The organism is Bacillus sp. NP247 (genome assembly GCF_018966865.1).
In the GTDB taxonomy this organism is placed as follows: Bacteria; Bacillota; Bacilli; order Bacillales; family Bacillaceae_G; genus Bacillus_A.
On record NZ_CP076653.1, the window covers coordinates 3,649,509 to 3,661,613 of the forward strand.

Below are 12,105 nucleotides of genomic sequence, written 5' to 3' on the forward strand. Positions count from 1 at the left end.
GAGTTTAAGGTTAAATGGGCTGAAGTTAATAAGTAGTCTGCTATATGTTGTTTAAGAAAGGGCACTCCATTGAGGGAGTGCCCTTTTCGTAATTCATGATATAGAATCTCTTTATATTACCAGGAGTCACCGTGACTGGATTGCATGTACATAATTGTACTAGATTTAGTCGAATCAACTTGTTCCTTGGATTCTGATTGTGAAGGGAATGCTAATCCTATAGATAAAGCAGCTGAAAGGGTTAAACCTAAAATCGTTCCGAAAATTTTCTTCATTATTTTAACGCTCCTTTTTCGAAAGTTTTTTCTTTAGCTTGATGACTAATATAAAAGTATTTACTAGCTTTTACAGTGTCTCTTTCTTCTTAAAACTTGATTGCTAATTTTTCAGTGTATTCTTGTGTGTAATTAAATAGTTGTTGCTTATCAAAAAATGAGATAGCTTCCCAAGATAATTCTTCGAGAATAGCAGCTGGAACAACTTTATTCATACAATCTAAAATTTTGAAATGATATAGGTATTCTTTATTGTCTAATTGCTCACAAATCGCCAATCCTCGTTCGATCAACTCGGCCGATTGATTAACTTCACCGAGCTTGAAATGTTCTCTAGCTTCAAGGAAAAGGGCTTTAAAATGCTCCGGAGTTTTAGTTGTTACTTCTGATAAGTGTCGGATTGCTAAAGTGGATAAGTTTTGGCTACTATATAAAAACCCTAAGTTACTACGGACTCTTAATATTAGGGAATCCTCATTATTTTTACGTAAAATATCTATTGCAGAATTAAATTTTTCTTCTGCCACAGGGAATTGTCTTATATCAATACATGCTAAACCGTATAAGTTCTCACAAGCGGCAACATTATTTTCATAACCATTATATTTAGAGAAAATCTCTTTAGCTTTAGTCACATGTTGAATTGCTAATAGAGGTTGATAGGTATGAAGATAGAAGTTAGCAAAACGATAGCTAAACTCGGCTATTTCAAGATCGTCATGAATATGTTGTAATAGCGTTTCGGCTTTTTCGTAGTATTCCCAGGCTTCATTGTTGTTTGAAATTAGTGTGGCGTGAATCCCTTTGAAAAAGTGATAATAATAAGACAACGATTCTTTTTTTGGTATATTCAGTGAATCAATTGCCTGGAAGCTTGTTGGTGTGATGCTTAAATGATTAAGCAGAACTTTAAAGCGAAAAGTAAGAAGTGAGTAATGGAATAGTAAATTTGAATCTTCATTAATGCTATTTATGTATTTAGCAATCTCGTCTTTTAAGTGTTGTGCTTCCTTTAGGTGTTGGGCACGTATCTCTTGATACCAATTATTTAAAAGTTGTGTGATCATATCTCTTGTTTTTAGGTGACTTACCATAATTCTCCCCACTTTCTACTATATTTATTTGTATATTGGTATGTATATACTAGTAAGAAATTAAGTGTGATAGAGTAATATATTGAAAGAAAAAAACTTTTTCAATAATTTTCTGATAATTTAAAAGGTAATTAGAATATAAATATAAATAGAAAAGGAATTCAATCGGATTCCTTAGGTGGTGATCATTTATTTATTGCCAAAAAATAAGTGAATCGAGTAAGTATGACTATTGCACTTAAAATAAATAACAGCTTTTTTGTAAAGTGAATCTGCATAAACTGATTCAGAATCTTATAAGAATCCATATGGAAAGTATTCATTCAAATAACAAACAGCCCGAGTTCCAATGAGGAACTTGGGCTGTTTGTTATTTCCTTTCCTAGCACTACTCTATCGCCATCAAAACAAAAGAACGAGTGATCCGACTTTATTGTTATGTGCAAAACATAAACTAGTAGAAGTTTTGTATTTTCTTATCCTACGTATCCCACCCTGCACAAAAAATATTTCTCAACATTTTACCTGTTGAAAAATATTGAATATTCTTATTATAAAGAATATTATGTTTCTATCGGCAAAAAAAACAATAATTCGCAGACACTGGGGAGGAAATGCATTGAAAAAGAATAAGAAGTTAAAACCATTATCAGTTTTAGCAACAGCGGCAGTACTAAGTAGTAGTTTTGCTTTTGGAAGTCATGCAGCTTATGCTGATGCGCCATCATCTCTACCAATAGATGAGCATTTAATACCGGATGAGCGTTTGGCAGAAGCGCTAAAACAACGGGGCGTAATTGATCAATCTGCATCACAAGCTGAGACGTCAAAGGCTGTTGAGAAATATGTTGAGAAAAAGAAAGGGGAAAACCCTGGGAAAGAAATCTTGACAGGAGATAGTCTTACGCAAGAAGCTTCTGATTTTATGAAAAAAGTTAAAGATGCAAAAATGAAGGAAAATGAACAGGCGCAGCAGCAGGCAGTAGGGCCAGCAGCTGGACAAGGTGCTGGATTGAATTCTAGTAAATTAAATGGAAAAGTACCTACTGCACCAGCGAAGCAAGAAGAGTACAATGGTGCTGTTCGAAAAGATAAAGTACTTGTTTTACTCGTAGAATTTAGCGATTTTAAGCATAACAATATTGATCAAGAGCCAGGATACATGTATTCTAAGGACTTTAATCGTGAACATTATCAAAAAATGTTATTTGGTGATGAACCATTTACTCTATTTGATGGATCGAAAATTAATACATTTAAACAATATTATGAAGAACAATCTGGTGGTAGCTACACAGTTGATGGAACTGTAACGGAATGGCTTACTGTTCCAGGGAAAGCTTCAGATTATGGTGCGGATGCGGGCACTGGTCATGATAATAAGGGTCCTTTAGGGCCACGCGATCTTGTGAAAGAAGCATTAAAAGCAGCGGTAGCAAAAGGGATAAATTTAGCAGACTTTGATCAATATGATCAGTACGATCAAAATGGTGATGGAAATAAAAACGAGCCAGATGGCATTATTGATCATTTAATGGTTGTACATGCTGGCGTGGGTCAAGAAGCTGGCGGCGGTAAATTGAAAGATGATGCGATTTGGTCTCATCGTTCAAAACTTGGATCAAAACCATATGCGATTGATGGCACAAAATCTTCTGTTTCAAATTGGGGCGGAAAGATGGCTGCATACGATTATACAATCGAGCCTGAGGACGGAGCAGTTGGTGTGTTTGCGCATGAGTATGGTCATGATTTAGGATTACCAGATGAGTACGATACGAAGTACTCAGGACAAGGTGAACCTGTTGAGTCATGGTCTATTATGAGCGGCGGAAGCTGGGCTGGAAAAATTGCAGGAACAGAGCCAACAAGTTTCTCACCACAAAATAAAGAATTTTTCCAAAAGAATATGAATGGCAACTGGGCGAATATCGTTGAGGTAGATTATGATAAACTTCGCACAGGAGTCGGTGTTGCAACATATTTAGATCAAAGTGTTACAAAATCAAAACGACCAGGAATCGTTCGTGTTAACTTGCCAGACAAAGATATCAAAAATATCGAATCGGCATTTGGTAAGAAGTTTTATTACAGCACAAAAGGAAATGACATTCATACAACACTTGAAACACCAGTATTTGACTTAACAAATGCAAAAGATGCTAAGTTCGATTATAAGACATTCTACGAACTTGAAGCGAAGTATGATTTCCTTGACGTAAATGCGATTACAGAAGATGGAACGAAGACACGTATTGATAGAATTGGCGAAAAAGATGTAAAAGGCGGTATGGATACAACTGATGGTAAGTGGGTTGATAAATCATACGATTTAAGCAAATTCAAAGGGAAAAAAGTAAAACTGCAATTTGAATATTTAACAGATATTGCAGTAGCTTATAAAGGATTTGCGTTAGATAATGCAGCATTAACTGTAGATGGCAAAGTTGTTTTCTCAGATGATGCAGAAGGCCAACCAGCAATGACATTAAAAGGATTTACTGTATCTAACGGATTGGAACAGAAAAAAAATAACTACTATGTAGAGTGGAGAAATTACGCTGGTTCTGACACGGCGTTACAACATGCGCGTGGTCCAGTATTTAATACAGGAATGGTTGTATGGTATGCGGATCAAAGCTTTACAGATAACTGGGTAGGCGTTCATCCAGGTGAAGGATTCTTAGGAGTAGTAGATTCTCATCCAGAGGCAATCGTAGGTACATTAAACGGGCAACCGACTGTGAAGAGCAGTACGCGTTATCAAATTGCCGATGCGGCATTCTCATTTGATCAAACGCCAGCATGGAGAGTAGATTCGCCAACTCGCGGTATCTTTGACTATAAAGGATTACCAGGAGTTGCAAAATTTGATGATTCTAAGCAGTACATCAACAGCGCGATTCCAGATGCAGGACGTAAGTTACCGAAACTAGGATTAAAGTTTGAAGTAGTAGGCCAAGCAGAAGACAAGTCTGCAGGTGCAGTTTGGATTCATCGATAGAATAAGGTGAAACTATGAGGGAGCTGCCCCATAAGTTGGTGAAACCGACTTATGGGCAGCTCTCTTCTTATTGTAGAAACGGGCAGTTTAGGAGCCAGTTCATTGGAAAGAAATTCTTTGAAAGTGAAAGAGGCTATAGTAAAAAATATATAGACTATCAAATATGGAAATAGAATTAAAACTCTATACTTTCGGAATTTTTTACACGGGCAAACCATTGACCTATTATCTCGTTATGATGCTTAATAATTTGAGACGCCGATAAAACTGTAGAATTATATGTACTATGTCCATTCTTTACAAGAGTAACGTCATATCCTAAGCTGTATGCACGCCGGCATGTTGCATCTATGCAAATTTCAGATTGAATTCCTGCTATAACAACTCGTTTTATATTTCTCATTTCCAGCTCTTGTTGAAGACTCGTTTTATGAAAAGAATCCGGATGACTCTTTTCAAGAACGACATCTCCTGTTGCTGGAGTAATTGATTTATGAATTTCCCATCCAGGTGTCCCTTGTCTAAGCGAAGAACCAGACTTCCCATTAAACTTCATATAAAAAATAGGGGCTGAAGCAGAACGGGCTTTAGAAATCAATAATTGAATGACTCTTAATAATTCCGTTCTATTATATAGGACTTTTCTCTCCTCAAATGAACCTACCTGTACATCAATAATAAGGAATGCTGTACAGCTTTTCATCATAAATACCCTCCTAATACTTGGTTCAAAAATACAAAAGTGAAATATATGCAAACTACAATGCTATGCATATTTAATGTATCCAAAAGTTCCAAAGAATATTGCATGGAGGTATGAAGTGGATTCCAATAATTACAATTAGTAAAAACTGTTTTAAATAAAGGATATGAAATTGGCAATCATACAATGAATTATGTTAAAGGTATGTTCTCAGGAGTATATTGCGATTTTAATGGGGATAGCATTGTTTGTATAGGCTACATTTTAGCGAAATAAAAGCTCAAAAAGCGATATGTATATTAACAATGTTACATTAGTGTTTTTCTTTTTATTTATATATTCGCAAGTAAACTAGCATAATATTAATACGAAAAAATATAGTAATATGAGTTTTTGCATATTTTTAAATTTAATATATCCTCCGAAAAGTTTTAATTGTATAATGTGTCTTGTCGTAGTTTTTTAGATTTTTCGACAAAAAATAACAACAATAGAAGACGTATGGGGAGAGGGTATTATGTACACAAAACTATTAAAATCAATTACGTCATTAACGCTTATTGGTAGCGCTTTATTATATACAAATGTTGGTGAGATAAAAGCTGCTGAAGCCGGCGTTTTTTCTGATGTGCCTACATCGCATTGGTCGTATCCTGCGATTAAAGATTTAGCGAGCAAAAATATTATTTCAGGTTATGGAAATGGGATATTTGGCTTTGGGGATGTTGCGACGAGGGAGCAGGTGGCAGCGTTAGTTTATCGAGTGCTAGTGCCGAATAAGCAAGGCGGTTCCTTTAGTAATGATGGAACTCGTTACGTATTAGAAGATGGCTCTACGTTTAAAAATCCTTACGGTGATATTAATCGAGATTCTACAATGTTTCCAGAAGAGGTATTAACTTTAACGAATTTAGGGGTTTTTAAAGGTGACGAAAATGGCCGATTTAGACCTAAAGCTTCTGTGAGTCGTGCGGAAATGGCACAAATTCTTACAAATGCTTTTCACATTTCTGCTAAACAAAAACACACATTTAACGATGTTCCAAGTGGTTTTTGGGCAGAAAATGCGATTAGTGCCGTGCAGTCAAACGAGATTGCAGCTGGTACAGGGGAAGGGAAATTTGGGCCATATAATACGGTAACACGTGAACAGTATGCACAGTTTTTATATAATGCATTGAAATATAAAAAGCCTGAAGTTGCGGTGCAAGATACAGAGGATGCGGCACTATTAACAGCATTCAAAAATGAAGTGCAAAAGCGTATTAATACGTATGAAACGAACATTACACTTCCATATAAAACGGAAAATAGTAATACAAAAGAAGTGATGAATACACTCTTTAACGCATATAAAGAAGTCGCGAGTAAAAATGAGTATACAAATTATAATAGATCGAATGTTTCATATGGACTTTCTGGATCACCTGGAAATTATACATTTACATTAAAGATTACATATCGCGAAACGAAAGAACAAACCGAGTATGTGATGAAACAAGCGAAAGCGATCGTTTCTTCTATTATTCAAGCCGGGATGGATGATCATGAAAAAGTGAAGGCGATTCATGATTACGTCGTAAAAAATGTTTCTTACGATACGTCATATAAAGCTTATACAGCATATGAGGCACTCGCGAATCGTTCTGCCGTTTGCCAAGGTTACACACTATTAACCTATCAATTATTAAAAGAAGCTGGAATTGAGAATCATTTTGTAGTAGGAACTGGAGACGGTCAGCCTCATGCTTGGAATTTAGTGAAAATCGATAGCAAGTGGTACCATCTTGATACAACATTTGATGATCCAGTGCCAGATGTACAAGGCCGCGTAACGTATTCATATTTCAACTTATCAGATGAGCAAATTGCAAGAAATCACGTGTGGAACAGAAGTGATTATCCGCAAGCTACAACAAACTATTATAGTACATTAACAAATAAAATTGCGGCAGGTGGTACGAAAACCCCTGCATATCAGCAAATATTAAAAGATACAAAGTTAAATTATTTAGGAAATGAATACATTGCAAATAACTATAATGAATTCAAAAATAAAATGCAGCAACGTTATAGCACAAAGTCAGCAAAGATTGAAATCCTTTATAAACAATCAATGGATGGCGCATTGCAAGATGTGAAAAAAGTAATTGGAGAAATTGGTTATCCGCAAGGAGCGAACCGTGTTTCTTATAAAGCGGAGCCGTATAATGCAAAAGAAGGGTATTCTTTGGTGACGATTACGTTTATGTATTGATAGTGAAAAAAGCATCTATTTCAGATGCTTTTTTATTATTTTGATTCGACATAATGTGACAAAGGGACGTAACTGCATCTGTTATGATAACTTTGGGAATTTTACATTTTGGAGGATCAGTAATGAACAAAAAGAAGATTTTTGCTGCGTTAATAGGAATCGCAGTTTTAATTGTAATTATTAATGTAGTTGTTACGAAAGGGAAAAGGACATCAACTAGTGAAAAAATGTACACTGAGAAAGAATACAATAAATTAGTAGATGAGCATTTTGAAGAAACACAAAAGTTAAAAAGTGATAAGACGCTATTAGAAACTGAAAATAAATCTCTTGATGGACAAGTTAAGAAGTTAAAAGATGAATTAGCGAAAAAAGAGCAACAAGTAGCGCAACAGCCAGTTCAACAAGAACAACCTAAGCAACAACCACAACAACCAGCACCAGCACCAGTTCCACAGCCAGAAACGAAAGAAGAGCCTAAACCGGAACAGCCTACGGGTGCATTCGTAAATCCTGTGAAAAGTATAAATAAAACAGAGGCAATGAATAAAGTGAAAGAAAAGGCGAAGCAAGACTTCCAAGATGACTACATGACGCAAAACTTTGTTGCTGAGGAGCAATCAAAAGCATTTGACTTTTTAAATGGGATTGAAATTAAATCACAAGAAGAATTGAATGTGATGAAGAATGCATTGAAAGATTTTTCAAATGACTTTATGACAGTGAAGTTTGTTTATGAAGAGCAAATGAAAGCGAAGAATAAGCAAGGGTAATACTATAAACTGTACCCTATCGAATAGACACTTAAAAAAGTCTATTCGATAGGGTATTTCTTGTATAATAAGAAGAAAATTAGAATCGGAGAACATTCAGAATGACAAAAAAATTATTCACCACAAAGGAAACACAAAACCTATCGAAGAATCCATACGTAAAATCTGTAAGTGAGAAAGGCATTACCTACACAGATGAATTTAAACGTATCTTTATTGAAGAAAATGAAAAGGGAAAACCACCTCGTATTATTTTTGAAGAATGTGGATTTGATATAGACATCATCGGTCTACAACGTGCTGTGTCATCAGGAAATAGATGGCGTACTTCCTATAAGGAAAATGGTGTGTTTGGTTTAAGAGATACACGTAAGGAAAACTCGGGAAGAAAGCTAGAAAGAGAGCTTACATTAGAAGAGAAATATGCACGTTTGGAAGCGGAACGAAACTTATTAAAAGCTGAAAATGAGCTGTTAAAAAAGATCAAATTTATGGAAGGGAGGATGGGAAAAAAATAACGTTACAACCTAGTCAAAAGTACCTATTAATTCGTTCTATTATTGAAAAATATAGCCTAAAAAATATGGTGAGATATTTGTGTAAAATTGCAGGTGTTTCGCGTTCTGGATACTATAATTATTTTTCCACCACTTCTCAAAGTAGGCGAGAAGAAAGAATACATCAAGATGAAGTGGTGAAGAAACTCATATTAAAGGCATTTCAATTTAAAAATCGAAAGAAAGGGGCGCGCCAAATCAAAATGACATTGGCGGGTCAATTTCAAGTTGTCTACAATTTGAAACGTATCCGTAGAATCATGAAAAAATATGGGATAATCTGTCCCATTCGTAAAGCGAATCCCTATAAAAGAATGTTGAAAGCGACGAAAGAACACTTCGTGGTACCGAATCAATTAAAGCGAGAATTCAGGCAAGGTGCACCTGGAAAGGTACTTCTGACAGATATCACATACCTGTTTTATGGTAAAAATCAGAAAGGATATTTATCTACCATTCTAGACGGGTCCACAAATGAAATTTTGGCGTATCATGTTTCAGAACGACTTACACTAGATATCGCAACGACGACTCTTCACAAACTAAAGAAGAATAAGAGAGTGCGATTAACGGAAGGTGCCTATATTCATTCAGATCAAGGAGCTCATTACACAAGTCCTACTTATCAAAAATTAGTCAAAAAATTAAAGCTGGGACAATCTATGTCAAGACGAGGAAACTGTTGGGATAATGCCCCTCAAGAATCTTTTTTCGGGCACTTTAAAGATGAAGCGCACATAAAAACTTGTACGTCTTTCCCTCAGTTAAAACAAGGAATTAAAGACTATATGAAATACTATAATCAGCATAGATATCAATGGAATTTAAAGAAGATGACTCCTGTTGAATACAGAAATCATCTTCTTGATGCCGCCTAACTTTTTTTAAAATGTCCTTTACAAAGGGTACAGATTAACTAAAAACGCTATCTTTTAAAAAGGTAGCGTTTTTTATTTATTGTGGATCAAATAACTTACCTACATTTGATATATACAGTCTAACTGTATAAAATCAAACTATACAGTTCAACTATATAGTTTGGCTATATATTTATCGTTACACTGGAGGTCTTTATGAATAGAGATAAAAATTTACCATTAACGGAAACAACGTATTACGTTCTTTTAGCTTTACTGGAGCCAGCTCATGGTTATTTAATGATGCAAAAGGTGGAGGAACTTAGTGATCATCAAGTGAAAATCGCAGCGGGTACATTGTATGGTGCGGTTGAAAATTTATTAAAGCAACAATTAATAGAATCGGTAAAAAGTGAAGATAAACGAAGAAAAGTGTATGTAATTACTGAGCGTGGGAAAGAAGTATTACACTTAGACTTTATGAGGATGCAGCATATTATTGGGGTTACAAAAAGCTTATTACATGTATAGTTAGGGGGAAGCGCTGATGTGGAGATTGAAATTTTTTTTAGACTTTGAGAAAGAGGAGAAATGGTTAGAAGAGATGGCTTGGAAAGGTTATCAACTAAAAAGTAATACATTTGGTTATAAATTTAAAATCGCAGAACCGGAAGATACGGAAATTAAAATAGATCATAGAGTATTTAATAGACGAAGTGATTTTATTAATTATTGTACGTTATTTGAAGATAGTGGCTGGAAGCATATAGCCGGTAATTGGTGGTCAGGCACGCAATATTTTAAAAAGGTAGATGAGGAAAGCGAAGATGACATTTTTTCAGATCAAATGTCACGAGCAGGGAAGTACAAGCGTCTATCTAAGACATTTTTAGAATTGGCGATATGTTATTTGCCACTGTTAATCCTATTTATGTTTAATAATACGGTTAATATAGGAGCGATTATAAATCCAAGAGAACTGTACTTTACACCGGGTTTATGGGATAAGCAAGGTGCAGCATTTTTAGGGTCATTCTTATTTGAAACACCATTTGCATTAATGAGAGGAATTGCAGGGCTATTTATTCCGGTTGCGATTGTTATGTTTTTCGTTTGCTCGTATAAGGCAAATAGGTTGTATGAAGAGAGAAGATGATAGGAGAGATCCCCTTAAAGCTTGTGCTTTGAGGGGATTATTTTGCATTTTGTAAATGGTATCTTATTAAAATGGATTATTGAACTATTTCTACTTTTATCCCGCTATTCTAACTACGATGCTAACAGTAATTATAAATCCGCAAATCCAATGAAGCCTGAAGAAATCAAAAAAGAGCTAGAGGGAATGCTGGAAGAAGCTTTAAAGAGATAGTTTAAATGAAATATAGATTTGAAAAGACATCCTTATGGTGTCTTTTTTTTATTATCTGTCGACAAAATATAACAATATAAAAATGAATCGTTTGTTACTATGAGATGAGAAATCTTACACTTTAAAAAACTATTTTAAATAACGAATACAGATAGGCGGAAAAAAATGAAACGAAAGTTACTTACGGCGTTAACATGCGGTACATTGCTTATGGGAATGGCTGCTTGTAGCTTAAATGAGAAGACTACAACTGAATCAAAACCTAAACAAGAAGAAAAGGTTCAGGAAAAAACGAAAGTTCAAACCATTCAAAAGCAGCAAAAAGATAGTTATGTAGTAAGTGAAGATGAATTATCTAAAGCGGCACAGTCGATTGGGGAAATCCAAAACGAGCAAACTATAAATGACATGATGATACATATGTCATTACAAAAACTCACATTCAATGGGAATAATCTTCATGTTCCTGGTACCCGTGAGGTAGGGCGATTTCAAATGACGAAAGAAAACATTCAGTACTTAAAAAATAACTTAAATGTTATTAATAATAATGAAAGACCAAAATATGAATCTATTTTGAACAAATGGTACGATGGAAATTTCGAATTTGCAGTTGAAGACTTTAGAGAAATTCATTATTTACGTTCTGGAACAAAGCAAAGTATGGAGGGATCTAAACTAGCTAAAAAAACTGATAGTGATGAAGAAGAATTTATTCTCCATTTCTTTGGTCAAGAAGGAATAGATATTCATAATAAAGAGTGGAAACATGGAGAGTTATAGAAATAAAACTGGATTGCATTCCACTAGGAAGTACAATGTTTTTACGGAACAAAAAATGGTAAAAATTTCTTGGGCATAGTTTCATTGGGAGGTTGTTTATAACGAGATTCAATAAATACACAGTAATGCTTATTTTTCTAGCCATTGGCTCAAATGCCGCATTATCTATGTGGCTCAAGCAAGGACTTTTAGGTATCATCACTACTATTGTCCTCTTGTTAATCGCTGCATGGACTACAAAAAGACCTAATACAGAAGACCGGCATAAATAAACTATTGTATTTCTCAATGAACAAAACAACTTAACATGGTAAAGTAATAATATGTATTGGACATTAAGTAAACACGTCCTATAAAACAGAATCATTTATTTTCACCAGATTGTTAGTGTACAAATACAAGAGAATCGAGATCGTTTGTTTGGCTAGATTAA

Annotated in this window: 11 protein-coding genes and 1 pseudogene; 9 read left to right on the plus strand and 3 right to left on the minus strand. The window is 34.8% G+C overall.

All coding sequences use genetic code 11. The features are described from left to right. Positions 1 to 116 precede the first annotated feature (116 nt). Both KPL75_RS19025 and KPL75_RS19030 read right to left on the minus strand, forming a co-directional pair. Positions 117 to 275 carry a general stress protein gene (locus KPL75_RS19025; RefSeq protein ID WP_088077832.1) on the minus strand — a complete coding sequence of 53 codons (159 nt, stop codon included), beginning with the start codon at positions 273 to 275 and terminating at the stop codon, positions 117 to 119. After that, positions 275 to 1,369 (minus strand): annotated as a pseudogene (locus KPL75_RS19030) (hypothetical protein). Before KPL75_RS19030 ends, KPL75_RS19025 begins: the two are co-directional and overlap by 1 nt. Positions 1,370 to 1,988: 619 nt before the next feature. On the opposite strand from KPL75_RS19030, the gene KPL75_RS19035 reads away from it, so the two are divergent. Further along, the gene (locus tag KPL75_RS19035) at positions 1,989 to 4,373 is read left to right on the plus strand and encodes an immune inhibitor A domain-containing protein (protein WP_219917352.1); all 2,385 of its coding nucleotides are present in this window, start codon (positions 1,989 to 1,991) and stop codon (positions 4,371 to 4,373) included. A 175-nt stretch (positions 4,374 to 4,548) separates the two neighbouring features. Here KPL75_RS19035 and KPL75_RS19040 read toward each other — a convergent pair whose 3' ends face one another. Then, positions 4,549 to 5,079 (minus strand): cysteine hydrolase family protein, encoded by a 531-nt coding sequence (locus KPL75_RS19040; protein WP_219917353.1) that lies wholly within the window; start codon positions 5,077 to 5,079, stop codon positions 4,549 to 4,551. A gap of 514 nt (positions 5,080 to 5,593) precedes the next feature. On the opposite strand from KPL75_RS19040, the gene KPL75_RS19045 reads away from it, so the two are divergent. The 8 genes from KPL75_RS19045 to KPL75_RS19080 all read left to right on the plus strand — a co-directional run bounded on the left by KPL75_RS19045 (position 5,594) and on the right by KPL75_RS19080 (position 11,944). After that, the gene (locus KPL75_RS19045; protein WP_219917354.1) at positions 5,594 to 7,333 is read left to right on the plus strand and encodes an S-layer homology domain-containing protein; all 1,740 of its coding nucleotides are present in this window, start codon (positions 5,594 to 5,596) and stop codon (positions 7,331 to 7,333) included. 122 nt (positions 7,334 to 7,455) lie between these two features. After that, complete coding sequence (locus tag KPL75_RS19050) at positions 7,456 to 8,106, plus strand: hypothetical protein (protein WP_219917355.1); 651 nt, start codon at positions 7,456 to 7,458, stop codon at positions 8,104 to 8,106. Between the two features lie 101 nt (positions 8,107 to 8,207). Then, positions 8,208 to 9,541, plus strand: a protein-coding gene (locus tag KPL75_RS19055; protein WP_258236972.1) for an IS3 family transposase whose coding sequence is annotated in 2 segments (ribosomal slippage) — positions 8,208 to 8,595 and positions 8,595 to 9,541 — 1,335 coding nt in all. Because the reading frame shifts where the segments join, the coding sequence is not laid out codon by codon here. Between the two features lie 195 nt (positions 9,542 to 9,736). Then, positions 9,737 to 10,051: a PadR family transcriptional regulator gene (locus KPL75_RS19060; RefSeq protein WP_219917356.1), complete on the plus strand. Its 315-nt coding sequence runs from the start codon at positions 9,737 to 9,739 to the stop codon at positions 10,049 to 10,051. A 16-nt stretch (positions 10,052 to 10,067) separates the two neighbouring features. Then, a complete protein-coding gene (locus KPL75_RS19065; protein ID WP_219917357.1) occupies positions 10,068 to 10,676 on the plus strand; it encodes a DUF2812 domain-containing protein in 609 nt (202 codons plus the stop codon). A 42-nt stretch (positions 10,677 to 10,718) separates the two neighbouring features. Then, entirely contained in the window at positions 10,719 to 10,889 is a 171-nt protein-coding gene (locus tag KPL75_RS19070; protein ID WP_215570672.1) for a hypothetical protein, read from the plus strand. A gap of 165 nt (positions 10,890 to 11,054) precedes the next feature. Further along, a complete protein-coding gene (locus KPL75_RS19075) occupies positions 11,055 to 11,672 on the plus strand; it encodes a DUF6241 domain-containing protein (protein ID WP_002150148.1) in 618 nt (205 codons plus the stop codon). A gap of 92 nt (positions 11,673 to 11,764) precedes the next feature. Continuing rightward, entirely contained in the window at positions 11,765 to 11,944 is a 180-nt protein-coding gene (locus KPL75_RS19080; RefSeq protein ID WP_219921180.1) for a hypothetical protein, read from the plus strand. Positions 11,945 to 12,105 lie beyond the last annotated feature (161 nt).

What these genes read in the sequence shown, in the direction of transcription:
- KPL75_RS19065 (WP_219917357.1), top strand. Translation starts at nt 10,068, where the DNA reads ATGTGGAGATTGAAATTTTTTTTAGACTTTGAGAAAGAGGAGAAATGG.
- KPL75_RS19050 (WP_219917355.1), top strand. Translation starts at nt 7,456, where the DNA reads ATGAACAAAAAGAAGATTTTTGCTGCGTTAATAGGAATCGCAGTTTTA.
- KPL75_RS19075 (WP_002150148.1), top strand. Translation starts at nt 11,055, where the DNA reads ATGAAACGAAAGTTACTTACGGCGTTAACATGCGGTACATTGCTTATG.
- KPL75_RS19025 (WP_088077832.1), bottom strand. Translation starts at nt 275, where the DNA reads ATGAAGAAAATTTTCGGAACGATTTTAGGTTTAACCCTTTCAGCTGCT.
- KPL75_RS19060 (WP_219917356.1), top strand. Translation starts at nt 9,737, where the DNA reads ATGAATAGAGATAAAAATTTACCATTAACGGAAACAACGTATTACGTT.
- KPL75_RS19045 (WP_219917354.1), top strand. Translation starts at nt 5,594, where the DNA reads ATGTACACAAAACTATTAAAATCAATTACGTCATTAACGCTTATTGGT.
- KPL75_RS19040 (WP_219917353.1), bottom strand. Translation starts at nt 5,079, where the DNA reads ATGATGAAAAGCTGTACAGCATTCCTTATTATTGATGTACAGGTAGGT.